At 73.6% G+C, this 15,314-nt stretch carries 11 protein-coding genes; 6 read left to right on the top strand and 5 right to left on the bottom strand.

Annotated elements, in window-relative coordinates:
* Nucleotides 1-19: 19 nt before the first annotated feature.
* The gene (locus ABD331_RS16170) at nt 20-664 is read right to left on the bottom strand and encodes an HAD family hydrolase (RefSeq protein WP_344475336.1); all 645 of its coding nucleotides are present in this window, start codon (nt 662-664) and stop codon (nt 20-22) included.
* 421 nt (nt 665-1,085) lie between these two features.
* Nucleotides 1,086-4,550, bottom strand: coding sequence for a methionine synthase (metH, locus tag ABD331_RS16175; RefSeq protein WP_344475338.1), 3,465 nt, complete (start codon nt 4,548-4,550; stop codon nt 1,086-1,088).
* Nucleotides 4,551-4,680: 130 nt separating this feature from the next.
* Here metH and ABD331_RS16180 point away from each other — a divergent pair, with 130 nt between their 5' ends.
* The 3 genes from ABD331_RS16180 to ABD331_RS16190 all read left to right on the top strand — a co-directional run bounded on the left by ABD331_RS16180 (nt 4,681) and on the right by ABD331_RS16190 (nt 7,200).
* Nucleotides 4,681-5,139 carry a universal stress protein gene (locus ABD331_RS16180; protein WP_344475340.1) on the top strand — a complete coding sequence of 153 codons (459 nt, stop codon included), beginning with the start codon at nt 4,681-4,683 and terminating at the stop codon, nt 5,137-5,139.
* A gap of 487 nt (nt 5,140-5,626) precedes the next feature.
* Entirely contained in the window at nt 5,627-6,481 is an 855-nt protein-coding gene (locus ABD331_RS16185; protein WP_148432840.1) for a PAC2 family protein, read from the top strand.
* 221 nt (nt 6,482-6,702) lie between these two features.
* A complete protein-coding gene (locus ABD331_RS16190; RefSeq protein WP_344475343.1) occupies nt 6,703-7,200 on the top strand; it encodes a hypothetical protein in 498 nt (165 codons plus the stop codon).
* Nucleotides 7,201-7,479: 279 nt separating this feature from the next.
* On the opposite strand, the gene ABD331_RS16195 is transcribed toward ABD331_RS16190, so the two are convergent.
* Entirely contained in the window at nt 7,480-8,196 is a 717-nt protein-coding gene (locus ABD331_RS16195; protein WP_344475345.1) for a sirohydrochlorin chelatase, read from the bottom strand.
* A gap of 175 nt (nt 8,197-8,371) precedes the next feature.
* Nucleotides 8,372-9,538, bottom strand: coding sequence for a uroporphyrinogen-III synthase (locus tag ABD331_RS16200; RefSeq protein ID WP_344475347.1), 1,167 nt, complete (start codon nt 9,536-9,538; stop codon nt 8,372-8,374).
* A 230-nt stretch (nt 9,539-9,768) separates the two neighbouring features.
* Here ABD331_RS16200 and def point away from each other — a divergent pair, with 230 nt between their 5' ends.
* On the top strand, nt 9,769-10,257 hold the full coding sequence (def, locus tag ABD331_RS16205) for a peptide deformylase (RefSeq protein WP_344475349.1): 489 nt from the start codon (nt 9,769-9,771) through the stop codon (nt 10,255-10,257).
* A 16-nt stretch (nt 10,258-10,273) separates the two neighbouring features.
* Here def and ABD331_RS16210 read toward each other — a convergent pair whose 3' ends face one another.
* Nucleotides 10,274-13,864, bottom strand: coding sequence for an nSTAND1 domain-containing NTPase (locus ABD331_RS16210; RefSeq protein WP_344475351.1), 3,591 nt, complete (start codon nt 13,862-13,864; stop codon nt 10,274-10,276).
* A 171-nt stretch (nt 13,865-14,035) separates the two neighbouring features.
* On the opposite strand from ABD331_RS16210, the gene ABD331_RS16215 reads away from it, so the two are divergent.
* Nucleotides 14,036-14,464: a hypothetical protein gene (locus ABD331_RS16215; protein WP_344475353.1), complete on the top strand. Its 429-nt coding sequence runs from the start codon at nt 14,036-14,038 to the stop codon at nt 14,462-14,464.
* 13 nt (nt 14,465-14,477) lie between these two features.
* Nucleotides 14,478-15,194, top strand: a complete 717-nt coding sequence (locus ABD331_RS16220) for a tetratricopeptide repeat protein (RefSeq protein WP_344475355.1) — start codon at nt 14,478-14,480, stop codon at nt 15,192-15,194.
* The last annotated feature ends 120 nt before the right edge of the window (nt 15,195-15,314 follow it).

Consider the following 15,314-nt stretch of genomic DNA (forward strand, 5'->3'; position numbering starts at 1 on the left):
TTCCCTTAGGGGTAACGCTTCAGGACGGCAGAAGATCCCTGAGATCGGCGACCCCGACCTCCGTCAGGGACGACACCACCAACCGGCCGGGGGCCGGCTCGATGGGCAGCAGGCTCGGCACCGCCACGACGGCGCAGCCCGCCGCCGTCGCGGCGGTCACGCCGTTCGGGGAGTCCTCCAGTACCACGCACCGCACCGGCGGCACGCCGAGCAGCCGGGCGGCCGTCAGGTACGGCTCAGGGTCCGGCTTGGTGCGGGTGACGTCGTCGGCGGTGACCACGAGGTCGAAACGGTGCCTGCCGAAGCTCTTCAACACCGCGTCGGCGATCTCCTGCAGCGAGGACGTGACCAGGCCGACCGGCACGCCCTCGGCGCGCAGCGCGTCCAGCAACTCGGAGGCGCCCGGCATGACGTGCACCCCGGCCGACAGGCGGGTCACCATGCCGGTCACCATCCACTCGCGGACGGTCGCGGGCGGCACGTCGGCACCCGACACCGACAGCATGTAGTCGACGGTGCGCTCCATGGAGCCGCCGACCAGGTGCACCTGGTGCTCGGGGGTCCACTCGGCGCCCAGCCTGGCCATCACCTCGGTCTCGACCTGCAGCCAGACGCGTTCGCTGTCCACCAGCAGGCCGTCCATGTCGAAGAAAACCGCTCGCATCCTCGCCCCCGATCCGCGCCGCCGCTCACCACGCCGCCGCCTTCCCACTCGCCATCCTGCCGCCCCGCGACCCGACACCCCACGGCCCGACACCCGGCGGCCCGGCGCCCTGCCGTCCAGCGTTCCGTGGCCCGGCGCCCCGCCGCTCGCCGCCTTCGCCCAGCGCCCTGGCGCCTGGCCGCCCGGCCGCTCGCCACCCGGCCGCTCGCGCTTTCGCCCGGCGCCCTGCCGCCGCTGCCTTGCCGCCTGCGCCTTGCCGCCTTGTGCTCGACGCCCTGCCGCCCGGCACGCCGTGGCCCGGCGCCCTGCCGCTTGCCGCCTTCGCCCGGCGCCTTGCCGCCTCGCTGCCCGGCGCGCCGCCCGTCCACCATGCCGCCCGCCCGTCGCGGCCCCCGCCCGCGCGGGCAGGGGCCGGGGTCGGTCAGACGTTGAAGTACTTGGCCTCCGGGTGGTGGGCGACCAGGGCCGAGGTGGCCTGCTCCGGGTGGAGCTGGAACTCCTCCGACAGCGTCACCCCGATGCGCTCAGGCGCGAGCAGCTCGAACAGCTGCTTCTGGTCCTCCAGGTTCGGGCAGGCCGGGTAGCCGAAGGAGTAGCGGCAGCCCTGGATGTTGACCTTGAGCATGTCGTCGAGCGACTCTTCGCCGCCGATCCCCCACTCCGAGCGGACCCGGGCGTGCCAGTACTCGGCCAGCGCCTCGGTGAGCTGCACCGACAGGCCGTGCAGCTCCAGGTAGTCGCGGTAGGCGTCCTTGGCGAACAGCTCGGCCGTGGCCTCGGAGATCTTCGCGCCCATGGTGGCCACCTGGAAGCCGACCACGTCGACCTCTCCGGAGTCCTTGGACCGGAAGAAGTCGGACAGGCACAGGTGCCGGTCGCGGCGCTGGCGCGGGAAGGTGAAGCGGGTGCGCTCGCTGCCGTCGTCGTCGAGGATGATCAGCGAGTCGCCGTCGGCGACGCACGGGAAGTAGCCGTAGACGACGGCCGCCTCCAGCAGGCCCTCGGTCTGCATGCGCTCCAGCCACATGCGCAGCCGCGGCCGGCCCTCGGTCTCGACCAGCTCCTCGTAGCCGGGCCCGTCGCCGCCCCTGGTGGGCTTGAGCCCCCACTGGCCGAGGAACAGGGCCCGCTCGTCGAGGAAGGCGGCGTACTCGTTCAGGGAGATGCCCTTGACGACGCGGTCGCCGTGGAACGGCGCGCGCGGCAGCGGGTTGTCGGCGGCCACGTCGGAGCGGGCGGGCAGCTCCTCGACGGGCGTGCGGACCAGCGTCGCGCCGGTCTTGACGCGCCGCTCGCGCAGCGGCGGCAGCGTCGCGCCCGCCACGCCGCGCTTGACGGCCATGAACGCGTCCATCAGCCGCAGCCCCTCGAACGCGTCGCGCGCGTAACGCACCTCGCCCTCGAACAGCTCGGCGAGGTCCTGCTCGACGTAAGCGCGGGTCAGGGCGGCGCCGCCGAGCAGCACCGGGTACCGCTCGGACAGGCCCCTGGAGTTCATCTCCTCCAGGTTCTCCTTCATGATGACCGTCGACTTCACCAGCAGGCCCGACATGCCGATGACGTCGGCCTTCTGCTCGTCGGCTGCCTCCAGGATGGCGGAGACGGGCTGCTTGATGCCGAGGTTGACGACCTGGTAGCCGTTGTTGGACAGGATGATGTCGACGAGGTTCTTGCCGATGTCGTGCACGTCGCCCTTGACGGTGGCCAGCACGATGCGGCCCTTCGTCTCGCCCTCGACGCGCTCCATGTGGGGTTCGAGGTGGGCGACGGCGGTCTTCATCACCTCGGCCGACTGCAGCACGAACGGGAGCTGCATCTGGCCGGAGCCGAACAGCTCGCCGACCGTCTTCATGCCGTCGAGCAGCACGTCGTTGATGATCTCCAGGGCGGGGCGCTGCTCCAGGGCGGCGTCGAGGTCGGCCTCCAGGCCCTTGCGCTCGCCGTCGATGATGCGCCGCTTGAGCCGCTCCCACAGCGGCAGCGCGGCCAGCTCCTCGGCCTTGCCGGCGCGCATCGCGGCGGCGTCGACGCCTTCGAACAGGTCCATGAACCGCTGCAGCGGGTCGTAGCCCTCGCGGCGGCGGTCGTAGACCATGTCGAGGGCGACCTGGCGCTGCTCGTCGGGGATGCGCGCCATCGGCAGGATCTTGGAGGCGTGCACGATGGCCGAGTCAAGCCCGGCGTTGACGCACTCGTTGAGGAACACCGAGTTGAGCACCATGCGGGCGGCCGGGTTGAGGCCGAAGCTGATGTTCGACAGGCCGAGCGTGGTCTGCACGCCCGGGTAGCGGCGCTTCAGCTCGCGGATGGCCTCGATGGTCTCCAGGCCGTCGCGCCTGGTCTCCTCCTGGCCGGTGGCGATGGGGAAGGTCAGGCAGTCGACGATGATGTCCTCGACCCGCATGCCCCAGTTGCCGGTCAGGTCGTCGACCAGGCGGGAGGCCACCCGCAGCTTGTGGTCGGCGGTGCGGGCCTGGCCCTCCTCGTCGATGGTCAGCGCGACCACGGCCGAGCCGTGCTCGCGCACCAGCCGCATGATCCTGGTGAAGCGGGAGTCGGGGCCGTCGCCGTCCTCGTAGTTGACGGAGTTGACCGCGGCGCGCCCGCCCAGCATCTCGAGGCCGGCCTGCAGCACCGCGGGCTCGGTCGAGTCGAGCATGATCGGCAGCGTGGAGGCGGTGGCGAAGCGGAACGCCAGCTCCTTCATGTCGGCCACGCCGTCGCGGCCGACGTAGTCGACGCACAGGTCGAGCATGTGGGCGCCGTCGCGGGCCTGGTCGCGGGCCGTCTCGACGCAGTCGTCCCAGCGGCCCTCCAGCATGGCCTCGCGGAAGGCCTTGGAGCCGTTGGTGTTGCAGCGCTCGCCGATGGCCAGGTAGGAGGTGTCCTGGCGGAACGGGACGGTCTGGTAGAGCGAGGACGCGCCCGGCTCGGGGTGCGGGCGGCGGGCCGTGACCTCCTGGCCCCTGACCCGCTCGACGACCTGGCGCAGGTGCTCGGGCGTGGTGCCGCAGCAGCCGCCGACCAGGGACAGGCCGTAGTCGCGGGTGAAGGTCTGGTGGGCGTCGGCCAGCTCGCCCGCCGACAGCGGGTAGTAGGCGCCGTCGGAGGTCAGGACGGGCAGGCCGGCGTTGGGCATGCACGACAGCTTCAGCCGCGAGTGGCGGGCCAGGTAGCGCAGGTGCTCGCTCATCTCGGCCGGGCCGGTGGCGCAGTTGAGGCCGACGATGTCGACGCCGAGCGGCTCGATCGCGGTCAGCGCGGCGCCGATCTCGGAGCCGAGCAGCATCGCGCCGTTGGTCTCGATCGTCACCTGCGCGATGATCACGATGTCGCGGCCGGAGGCCTCGATGGCCCGCTGCGCGCCCACGACGGCGGCCTTGACCTGCAGCAGGTCCTGGCACGTCTCGATGATCAGCGCGTCGGCGCCGCCCGCGATCAGGCCCGCGGCGTTGTCGCGGTAGGCGTCGCGCAGGCTCGCGTACGGCAGGTGGCCGAGGGTCGGCAGCTTGGTGCCGGGGCCCATCGAGCCCAGCACGAAGCGCGGCTGCTCGGGCGTGGCCCAGTGGTCGGCGGCCTCACGGGCGATCCTCGCGCCGGCCTCGGAGTACTCGAAGACGCGGTCGGGGATGTCGTACTCGCCGAGAGCGGCCAGGTTGGCGCCGAAGGTGTTGGTCTCCACGCAGTCGACGCCGACGGCGAAGTAGGCGTCGTGCACGCCGCGCACGATGTCGGGGCGGGTGACGTTGAGCACCTCGTTGCAGCCCTCGTGACCGTGGAAGTCGTCGATCGTCGGGTCCTGGGCCTGAAGCATCGTGCCCATCGCCCCGTCGGCGACGATGACACGCCGGGCCAACACTTCTCTGAAGGTCGGGGAGATGCTCATGGGCAAAAGCTTATCGGGTGCGCCTCGCGCGACGCTCGAGCGCGGTTCTGTGCAGGCCTTTTCCCGCATCCTGCGAGAAACGCTAGGGTACGTTCCGTCAATTGTACTTTGCGTCCAATTGGGGGCTCTCATGGCCTACCGCACCGTCCTCGTCGGCACCGACGGCTCCGCCTCCTCCTTCCGCGCCGTCACGGCCGCCGCCTCCCTCGCCGCGGCCACCGGCGCCACCCTCGTCCTCGCCTGCGCCTACCTGCCCATGCGGGAGAGCACCCGGGCCGCCGCCGCCGACCGGCTCGGGGACCTGGCCTACAAGGTCAGCGGCTCCACACCCGCGGACGACGCCTTGCGGGCCGCCCGTGAGCACGCGGTGGCGGCGGGGGCCGTTGAGGTGGTGCTGGCGGCTGAGCAGGGGGAGGCGGTGGACGTGCTCGTGACGCTGGCCGAACGGCACGCGGCCGATCTGCTCGTGGTGGGGAACCGGGGGCTCAACAGCCTGGCGGGGCGGCTGCTGGGGTCGGTGCCTTCGGGGGTCACGCACCGGGCGTCGTGCGACGTCCTCGTCGTCCACACGACGGCCGGAGGGCGCTGAGCGCCTCGCCGACGGGATGACGGCGCCCGCCCGCGCTGGGCGTCACACCCGCCGCGCGGTGCGGGCGCCATGCGGGCGCGATGGGCGCGGCGCGATGCGGGCGCGGTGCGGGCGCGATGCGGGAGCGCGCGGCGAAGGGCGCGGCGGGTGGGGCCGTGTGGGCGTGCCGGGGAGTGCGCTGGGGGCGAACGGCGTGCGCTCCCAAGCCTGCCTCGCGTCGCGCCGAGGTCGTGGTGTGGCGGTCGTTCGACACGCCCGCGCGCGGTACGGGAGCGCGCGGCCACAGCCCGTTCACCAGCGGTGACGCGAAGTTCGAGCCCGCACGGCGCCGCTGACCCCGCCTGACCGCCACGCTCGCCCGCCCCGCTCCCCCACCACCCCGCACCTCCAGGAGGTCGTCGCGGCGCGGCGTTCGGGAAGAGATCGGTGACGGCGACGCCTCCTTACCGCATAGGCTTAGCGGGACGATGGAGAGAGGAGGCGACACGTGATAGAGCTCGAAGGGCTCCCCGAGCTCGTCGACCCGGTGCTCATTGCCGCGTTCGAGGGGTGGAACGACGCGGGCGAGGCTTCCAGCGGTGTGATCGCCCACCTCGAGTCGGCGTGGAAGGCCGAGCCGCTCATCGCGCTCGACCCCGACGACTACTACGACTTCCAGGTCACCCGTCCCGTGGTCGAGATGAGCGACGGGCTGGCGCAGTCGATCGTCTGGCCGACCACGCGGCTGCTGCGCGCCCGTCCGCCGGGGCTGGAGCGCGACGTCGTGCTGCTGCGCGGCATCGAGCCCAACATGCGCTGGCGCTCGTTCTGCGACGACATCATCTACATCTGCCGCGAGCTGGGCATCGAGCTGGCCGTGATGCTGGGCGCGCTGCTCAACGACTCGCCGCACACCCGGCCGGTGCCGATCCTGGGCGGGGCGACGAATGAGGGCCTGGCCCGTTCGACGAACCTGGAGCTGAGCCGCTACGAGGGCCCGACGGGCATCGTGGGGGTGCTGCAGCACGCGTTCGGCAAGGCCGGGCTGGACGCGATCTCCTTGTGGGCGTCGGTGCCGCACTACGTGGCGCAGCCGCCCAACCCGAAGGCCACGCTGGCGCTGCTGCGCCGGCTGGAGGACGTGCTGGAGATCCCGATGCCGCTGGGCGACCTCGACGAGGAGGCCAGGGCGTGGGAGCACGGCGTCGACGAGCTGGCCTCGCAGGACAGCGAGGTGGCCGAGTACGTCAAGGAGCTCGAGGAGCGCAAGGACGCGGCCGAGCTGCCCGAGGCCAGCGGCGATGCGATCGCGGCCGAGTTCGAGCGCTACCTGCGCCGTAGAGATCGCGACACTGACAGCTAACCTTCAGGGATTAGATCCGACATCTTCTCCCGTTCTCGGGTAATAATCGGGAACCCGTATAAGTTTGCACCAAGTTGGGACTCCAGACTCAGGACACAACCCCGACATCGGCTTCGCACGTGATGCCTGCTCAACTGACCGCGCACGTTAGGCATGCCATGGCGACACCCCATGTAGACCCGCACCACAGGAGCCAGGACACCAGGCAGCGAGTTCTGCAGATGGCCGTCTCCCTCAGGGAAGACCGCCCCGGCGGCTCGGTGGACTACTTCCTCGCCCTGCTCCAGGACCGCCTGCCACTCTGGCTGAGCATTCTTCACGATCTCTCCCACCGCATTGGAAAAGGGTCCGTTTCGGACAACCTTCTGCCGATCGCTCGGGCGGGGATCGAGTACTACATAGATGTACAAAGTGCGGCGCTGCCCGCCTTCACCTCCCCGAACGTGACCGTCCGCTTCCGTCAGGCCGTCCGTGAGACGGGGCTCGGGCCGCGCGCCGAGACCGCGCCGCTCGCCGCTTACCTGGCGGCGGAGCAGCGGCTGGGGCGGGTGCGGCCCGAAGTGGATCCGGAGGCTAGTGCGCGGCTGATGGTCGCGGGCTGCTTCCATCGGGCCTACATCGAGATGTTCGTGGGGGCGGACGCGGGGCCTGCTCGTGAGGTCAGCGCCCGGGAGATCGTACGGGAGTTGCGGCTGGAGCCTGTGCCCGAGCCCGTCTGAGTGATCGGGTGGGCAGGGGTGCGAGCTGGGCTCGGCGGCGAGTGCCTGGCGGTGGCGTACATGTGCTTCGCGCGCGCCCAGGACGGTCTGGTGGCGCGCATGCGCTCCGGGCGCTTCGGCGACGGTCCGGGTGCCCGGCGCGTGCTTGGTGAGCCGCGGCCCGGCGTGCGCGTGAGGAGCCGCGTTCCGGCCCGGCGTGTGCCTGACGAGCCGCGCTCCGGCCCAGCAGGCGGGTGACGGGCCGCGTTCCGGCCCGGCGGCTGGCCGGGCCGGGCGGGGTCAGGCGCGGCGTAGCGGCTGCCGTTCCCTTGCGCTGTGGCTGCGTTGCAGGGCTTGGTCGTAGCGGTGCCAGATGAGCGCCGCCACGTCAGGGTCCGCGCCCAGCGGCTCGCTGACGAGCCCCGCCCCCACCGAGGCGAGCCGGTCGTGGAAGAAGCCGGGCGCGAGCACGTACGAGGCGATGGCCACGCGCGCGGCCGGGGTGGAGCCCAGCCGCTCCACGGCCTCCTCCAGCGACGGCGCGCCCGCCGAGGCGAAGGCGGCCGTGACCGGGCGGGCCAGGCGTACGGCGAGCTGGTGGGCGGCGGCGCGCACGTCGGCCAGGGCGGAGGGGTCGGACGAGCCGGCCGCGCCGAGCAGGACGGCGTCCGTGGAGCGCAGGCCCGCCCGCGCCAGCTTGCGCACCAGGGCGGAGGTGAGCAGCCGGTGGGGGCCGAGCCAGCCGGCCACGACGGCGTCGGGACGGTGGTCCGCGATGACCTCGGGCAGGTCGATGTGCACGTGGTAGCCGCCGGCGAGCAGTAGCGGCACCACGACGACCGGGCCGGGGACGGCGGGCAGGACGTCGGCCAGGAGGGGCGAGCTGATCTCCAGGTAGCTCAGCTCAACGCGCTGCCCGGGGCGGGCCCGGCGGACCGTCTCCGCCAGCGCCGACAGGGTCTGCTCCCCCTCGGCGCTGCGCGTCCCGTGCGCGGCCAGGACGAGCGCGGGCGTCACCTGCTCCCTCCGGCGCGTCCGGACGGCGTGGTGCCCCAAGGCATGGTGTTTTCCTCCTGCGCGACGGTGGTGAGGGTGGCGGGGACGGTGGTGAAGGTCGGTGGCGGTGGTGCCTGTGGGGCGGTGATGGTGGTGTCGGTGGTGATGGTGGTGGACGACCCCGGGTGCGGGGGCGTCAAAGGCCTGCCTCGTACAGGCAGGCGAGCCGGTAGCCGCGCTTGACCACCGTCTCGACGATGCCGCTGGGCCCGAGGGCACGGCGCAGCCGGGTGATGGCCATCTCGACGGCGTGCTCGGCCGAGTCGCGCGCGACGCTGCCAGGCAGCACCGTGCGCAGGTCGGCCCGCGACACCACGTGCCCCGGCTTGTCGGCCAGCCGCTTGAGCACCGCCATGGGGGCGGGCGGCAGCGGGCGCAGCTCGCCGTCCACGACCACGGCGTGGCCGCGGATCTCGAGCCGGTGGTCGCCGGCCGTGAGGCGGGTGACGCCGTGCTCGGGCAGGTGCCTGGCCAGGGCGCGGGCCAGCGCGCCGAGGCGGGAGCGGTCCGGCTGCAGGGTGGGGACGCCGCGCGAGGTCAGCGGTTCGGCGGTGACGGGCCCCACGCAGGCGGCCACGACCGGCCCGCCGAACGCGGCCAGCAGCGCCTCCTCCAGCCCTTCCGCCCTGGCCGCGCCGAGCATGGCGTGCACGGCGGGCGCGCTGGTGAACGCGACCGCGTCCACGGAGCCGGAGATGGTCTGGCTGATGAGGCGGCGCAGCGGCGAGATGTCGCGGTACGGCAGCCACCGGTAGACCGGGATCTCGATCACCTCGGCGCCGGCCTCGCGCAGCGCGGCCACGAAGTCGCGCAGCGGCTCGCCGTGCTGCTGCACCGCGATGCGCCGCCCGTGCAGGTCCTGGGCCAGGAGGTACTCCTTGACCTCGTTGCACGACTCGGTCGAGGGGGTCCAGTGGTCGTTGAGGCCGGCGGCGCGCACCGCTCCCCTGGCCTTGGGGCCGCGGGTGAGCAGGCGGGCCTTGGACAGGTGCTCGCCCAGGTCGGCGGACAGCCCCCAGCCCTCGGCCGCTGCCATCCAGCCGCGGAAGCCGACGCCTGTGGTGACCACGACGTCGTCCAGTGGCGACTCCAGGCTCTGCCGGGTGGCGGCGAGCAGGTCGGCGTCCTCGGCCAGGGGGACGAGGCGGATCGCGGGGGCGCTGACCACGCGGGCGCCGCGGCGCTCCAGGAGCGCCCCGAACTCCTCGCGCCGTCTCGTGGCGGTGACGCCGACGGTGAAGCCCGCCAGCGCGTCGGGCGCGGTCTCCGGGGAAGAGCCGCCCTCGAGGGGAAGCGCGCTCATGCCTGCACCTCCAGGTAGTCGTGGACGCCTGGCCGGGCCCCGAGCACCCGGCCAGGCATCACAGGCGCGTGTGACGCAAGTGAGATCACCCTCCGATACTGCTTTCGGGTGGTTTCGCCACTGGGTCTCTTCTGTTACCGCTGTGCTACAAGGCATCACCTTCGCGATTGGCGGGGTGCACTCCAGGGAAACGTTCACCGTGACGATCGCGGCCTATCGGGGAGTAGCGGGTGACGGTCCGGCCTATTCGCACGTTCGATGATCCGGTGCTCCGCTCGGTCGCGGCACCGATCCAGGAGTTCGATCGGGAGCTGAGGCAGCTCGTCAAGTCGCTGACCGCGACCATGCGGGCGGCGTCGGGGCGGGCGGGCCTGGCGGCGCCGCAGATCGGCGAGCCGGTGCGGGTGGTGGTCTACGCCTACGACGGCAAGCAGGGCCATCTGGTCAACCCGCGGCTGGAGGTGTCGGAGCGGCGGGTGACCGCGGATGAGGCGTGTCTGTCGGCGCCCGGCGTGTGGTGGCCACTGGAACGCTCCTACATGGTCACAGCGCGTGGCCGCGACATGTTCGGCAAGCCCGTCAGCGTGCGGGCGCTGGGCGTGCTGGCGCGGGTGTTGCAGCACGAGGTCGATCATCTCGACGGGGTGCTGTTCAGCGATCACCTGGAGGAGGGCGAGCGGGAGCGGTTCCTCGCCGAGGCGCTCCCCGCCTGCCACTGAGCCGGATCAGCCCTGGTCAGGGGCAGGTCTCGCGGTACTCCAGCTCCGGGACGTGCTGCCGCCATTCGGCCGGGGTCAGGCCGCCGTCCCGCCGGCAGATCGCCGTGGTGGCGGCGCCGGGGTCCACGGTGATCTCCCGCAGGGCGCCGTCCTCGGTCGAGACGAGCAGGGCGGTCCCGTTGAACGCCACGGCCGGCACCGATCGGGTGTGGTAGGTGATCGGGGAGGCGATCCGCTGGTATCCGCTCCACGCCCAGAGCTGGATGCCCAGCTCGCCCTCGCTGCCGACGGTGGCGAGCAGGCCGCCCCGCGGGTGCGGGACGAGCGCGGCGACCGCCGCCGTGTACGAGGTCTGCGGCGGAGCCAGCGGCCTGCGCAGCTCCTTGTCCCAGAACGTCAGGTTCCCGTCCCTGCCGCCGACCGCGGCCCTGTCCCCCGCGAAGAGGATCTTCCCCGCGGTGCGGGCGTCGGAGGCGTGCGGGCGAATGGCCCCGGTGGCCGTGTCGACCAGGATCCGCCCCCTGCTGGATCCGTCGGCGAGCAGGCGGCGGCCGTCCGGCTCGAAGACTAGGGCCTGCGCTCCCGCGTCGGGGACGGTGCGGATCCAGCTCCTGGCGCGCACGTCCCACAGCTCCAGGTCACCGATGTGCGGGCCGCCGGGGTCCGCCTTGAGGGTGGCGATCGCGGCGGTCCCGCCGCCGGGAGAGAAGGCGACGGACAGCACTCCGGCGGCCCCGGGACTCCGCAGGCGCACCGCGCCGAGGTGGCGGCCGTCGCGCGTGTCCCACAGGGTCACCACGGGAGACTGCGGGTGGGTGAGGACGAGCGTGCGCCCGTCCGGGCTGAACAGCGGCGAGTACGCCGTCCCACCGGGGAGATCGGCGACGGGTAACGGGCCGCCCACGGGCCTGCGCGTGGCGACGTCCCACAGGCGCACCTCCGGCCGGCCCTCGCGGCGGCCGGTCGTCACCAGGTGACGGCCGTCGGCGCTCAGCAGCCGCTCGCCGCCGCCGGGCGCGAGCACCTCCGGGCGGGTGAAGGGCGAGACGTCCAGGACGTTCACCGTGCCGTACTGACCGGGCACCCGCAGCAGCCGGGCGTCCGGGGAGAAGCGGGGCTCGGCTCCGGGCGCGTCCGCCTGGATGGAGGTGTTCAGCAGCAGCGCCCCGTCGTCCACCCGCCACAGGACCAGCCATTGCCCGCGCCACGTCCCGGCCAGGAACCGGCCGTCGGGGCTGAACTCCACCCCCTCCGCGGGCGGGACCAGCGCGCTGTGGAGCACCTTGCCCGACGCAACGTCCCACAGCCGGACGCCGTCGGCCGTCGAGACCGCCAGGCGCCGCCCGTCCGGGCTGAACTCGCCCCCGGTCGCGGTCTCCGGCAGCGACGGAAGCCTGAGAGGCTCGCCGTCGCGCACGTTCCTGACCCGCACTCCCCCGTCGCCGGAGTCCCGCGCCGGGATGGCCAGGGCCAGCCGGCCGTCCGGGCTGACGGCGGCGACCGGCTCGCCGGGCAGGCGCGTCCGGTCCGCGACGTGCCAGGCCTCGTGAGTACCGTCGCGGACGCCGAGCAGGACGCGCCCGTCCGCGCTGAAGCCCGTGGGGTCGAGGTGGGGGAAGGCGACGCCGAGGTCGGTCAGGCCGCCGGCGGCGACGGCCCACACCTGGGTGCTGGTCCCGTCGTGCACCGCCAGCAGGCGGCCGTCGGGGCTCCACACCAGCTCCGAGACGCGCGAACCCGTCCATCGGGCGCTCGCGACCTCCCTCCTGGCGGCCAGGTCGAGCACGCGCAGCGCGCCCGGCGCGGACGCGGTGGCGGGCGTGTGGACGGCCAGCCTGCCGCCGTCGGCGCTGAGCCCGTGCACCAGGCCCGCCGGGTCGTACGGGGCGGTGACGACGTCCACCAGGGGCAGCGCCATGGAGTCGATCAGCTCGCCCCTGGCCTCGGCGACCGGCGCGATCCGCCAGGCCGCGGCGCTCAGCCGGCGGGCCAGCTTCGGGTCGCTGGTCCGCAGGGTGGCCGCGCGCCTGGCCGCCAGCCGGGCCGTCGCCTCCGCCAGCCGGTCGTCGGCCACGCCGGCCTGCCGGACGGCGACCCCCGCCGCGATCATGGAGGCGGCCAGCAGGACCGCCAGGACGGCCGAGACGGCGACCCGCGTCCGGGAGGCGCGCCGGGCCAGCGCGGCGCTCGCGTCGACGAACCCGCGTTCCCGGGGTGTCAGCTCCCCCGGCTCGGCGAGTAGCTTCTCGGCGGCGGCGAGCCGGGCGCCGCGGTAGAGCAGCCCGGCGTCCCTGCCGTGCGCCTCCCACGCCTCGGACGCGTCGGTGAGCTGCCGGTGCGCGCGCAGGCGGTCGCGCCCGTCGTCCACCCAGCCGCGCAGGCGCGGCCACGACTCGATCAGCGCCTCGTGCGCCAGCTCCACCGTGTCCTGGTGCAGCGTCAGCAGCCTGGCGGCGGCCAGCCGCTCGACGACCAGCGCGGTGTCCTCCTCGCCGTGCGGGTCCAGCTCCGCCCTGGCGGCGGGACGGCGGGTCGCCTGGGCCCGCTCGCCCGGGTCGATCAGCCGCAGCAGGATCCGCCGGGCGATCCTCGCCTGCGCCGGCGACAGCCCCGCGTACAGCTCCTCGGCGGTGTGGCTGATCGCGCCCTGGACCCTGCCCACGCCGTCGTAGGCGTCCAGGGTCAGCATCTTCCCCGTACGGCGCCGCCACACCTCCCGCAGCGCGTGCGACATCAGGGGCAGCGCCCCCGGCTCGCCCTCGACGTCGGCGATGATCGCGGCCGTCAGCGCCCGCTCCACGGTCAGGCCCTCGGCGGCGGCCGGCCGCACGATCGCCTCCCTCAGCTCGTCCTGGCGCATCGGCCCGACCAGCAGGCCGGCCTCGCGCAGGGCCGTGGTGAGCGCGTGGTGCTCGGCGCAGCGCCCGTAGAAGTCGGCGCGCACCGCGACGACCACGCTCGTCCCGCTGCGCGCGCCGAGCAGCAGGTCGATGAACTGTTCGCGCTCGCGCCGGTCCTGGCAGAGCGTGAACACCTCCTCGAACTGGTCGACCACGACCAGCGCCCCGGCGTCGCCGTCGTCCTCGGCGATCCGGGCGGCGTGCCGCATCGGATGCTCTCCCGGGGTGAGCATCAGGCACCGCCGCCCGTCCTGGACGGCGGGCACCAGCCCGGCCCGCAGCAGGGACGACTTGCCGCTGCCCGACGAGCCGAACACCGCGGCGAACCGGTGCCGCCGCAGCAGCTCACACAGCTCTTCGACGAGCCGTTCCCGCCCGAAGAACCGGCCGGCGTCGTGCGTGTCGTAGGAGGCCAGGCCAGGGTAGGGCCCGGCGGCGCCGTCCTCGTCGGCGCGCTCGCGTGCCAGCTCGGCGGCCACCTGCCGCCAGCCGCGCTCCCACTCCGAGACGTCCCCGCCGCACGCCTCCACGAAGGCGAGGACGACGGGCAGCGACGCCAGCCGCTCGCCCGCCGCCGCCTGCGACAGCGTGGTGACCGAGTAGCCGGCGCGCCCTGCCATCGCCCGGTAGGTCAGGCCGCCCGCCTCCTGGCGCAGCTTGCGCAGCTCGAAGGCGAAGCGCTGCACCGGCCCCGCTGCCGGGTCCACCGGGCTCTCACGACGGCCCGCCACCGTTACGGGGCTCCGGCGGAGGGGCCGGGTGCCGGGAAAAACATTGTTTGCCTGCCTGATGAGGGATGCCGAACATTGCGTGCCGCCCCGATCCTGGTGCCAGCTAGGCCGCAGCGGCAAGTGACCCGATCTCCAGGAAGGATCTTCATGCGTGCGAACAGGGGAAGCGGCGGACGGGCGAGGAGGCGCGGCATCGCGCTCGCGGGGCTGGTCGCCGCCGCGACCGTGGCCCTCGCCACGGTGGGCGTCACGCCCGCCGCGGCACTCACCGGCTGCACCTACTACGGCTGCTCCGGGGGCTGGGGCACCGGGTACGGCTACTGGGCCGCCAACGGCGACAAGATGACCGTCTGCGACGGGTACGCCGACGGGTACTCGGTCGTCGTCATGGCCGACATCGGGACCAGCGAGATGCCGGACAAGTGGCACACGAGCGGGGCCGGCAAGTGCACCGAGCGGTCCTACGGCGACGTGGCGGAGCGTCAGACGATCTACTTCCACACGTGCCTGGGCAAGCAGAGCACCGGCTACATCCTTCCCGGCTCGTGCGGGCCCGTCGTCTCGGGCACCACCTGACCGGCGGTCCGCCGTGGGGGGAGTCCAGGGGGAGGACGGGCGGGCGCTGTGGCGGGCGCGTTGGCGGGCGTCGTGGCGGGCACGAGGCCGGGCGTTGTGGCGGGCGCGGTGGCTCATGGAGCGGGTGCAGCTCGGGGAGCTGGCCGGGGCCGCGGAGGCGCTGGGGGCCGAGCGGGAGGCCATCGCCGTCTACCGGCGGCTGGCCGGGACGGCGCCGGACGTCTACCTGCCCGAGCTGGCCGGGTGCCTGGTCAGTCTGGGGGTGACGCTTTCCGAGCTGGGGCGGCACGGGGAGGCGTTGCAGGCTGAGCGGGAGGCGGTGTCGGTCTATCGGGGGCTCGCCGCGGTCTCTCCTGAGCGTTTTCTGGCGGATCTGGCCGACACGCTGATCAATCTGGGGGCGACGCTGGTGGCGCTGGGGCGGGCGGACGAGGCGCTGAGGGCCGAGCGGGAGGCGGTGACGATCTACCGGCGGCTGGCCGCGGCGGCGCCCGGGGTTTATCGGGGGGATCTGGCGGGGGTGCTGGTCGAGGTGGGGACGAGCCTGACGGGGCGTGGGCTGCCGGTCGAGGCGTTGCCGCTCGTCGTGGAGGCGGTCACCCTTCGCCGGGAGCTCGCCGCCGCCTGTCCCGAGCGGCACCAGGACGGGCTAGCCCACGCCCAGTCCTGCCTCGCCGCCGTCCTCGCAGCCCTCGGCAGCCCGGCTACGGGCGACCAGGCCGACGGGTGACGCACGTCAGCGGCCGGGCAGGGCAGGCGGGCAGCGCGGGCAGCGCAGCGCAGGCGGACGGCGCAGCGCAGGATGGCGGGCGGGTGGGCGGCGCAGCGCAGACGGGCGGCGCAGCGCAGA

It is taken from the genome of Nonomuraea monospora, assembly GCF_039531895.1.
Classification (GTDB): domain Bacteria; phylum Actinomycetota; class Actinomycetes; order Streptosporangiales; family Streptosporangiaceae; genus Nonomuraea; species Nonomuraea monospora.

Bases quoted from the DNA above. Each gene is read 5' to 3' on its own strand.
- ABD331_RS16215 (WP_344475353.1), top strand. From the start codon at position 14,036: ATGCGTGCGAACAGGGGAAGCGGCGGACGGGCGAGGAGGCGCGGCATC.
- ABD331_RS16170 (WP_344475336.1), bottom strand. From the start codon at position 664: ATGCGAGCGGTTTTCTTCGACATGGACGGCCTGCTGGTGGACAGCGAA.
- ABD331_RS16200 (WP_344475347.1), bottom strand. From the start codon at position 9,538: ATGAGCGCGCTTCCCCTCGAGGGCGGCTCTTCCCCGGAGACCGCGCCC.
- ABD331_RS16180 (WP_344475340.1), top strand. From the start codon at position 4,681: ATGGCCTACCGCACCGTCCTCGTCGGCACCGACGGCTCCGCCTCCTCC.
- ABD331_RS16190 (WP_344475343.1), top strand. From the start codon at position 6,703: ATGGCCGTCTCCCTCAGGGAAGACCGCCCCGGCGGCTCGGTGGACTAC.
- metH (WP_344475338.1), bottom strand. From the start codon at position 4,550: ATGAGCATCTCCCCGACCTTCAGAGAAGTGTTGGCCCGGCGTGTCATC.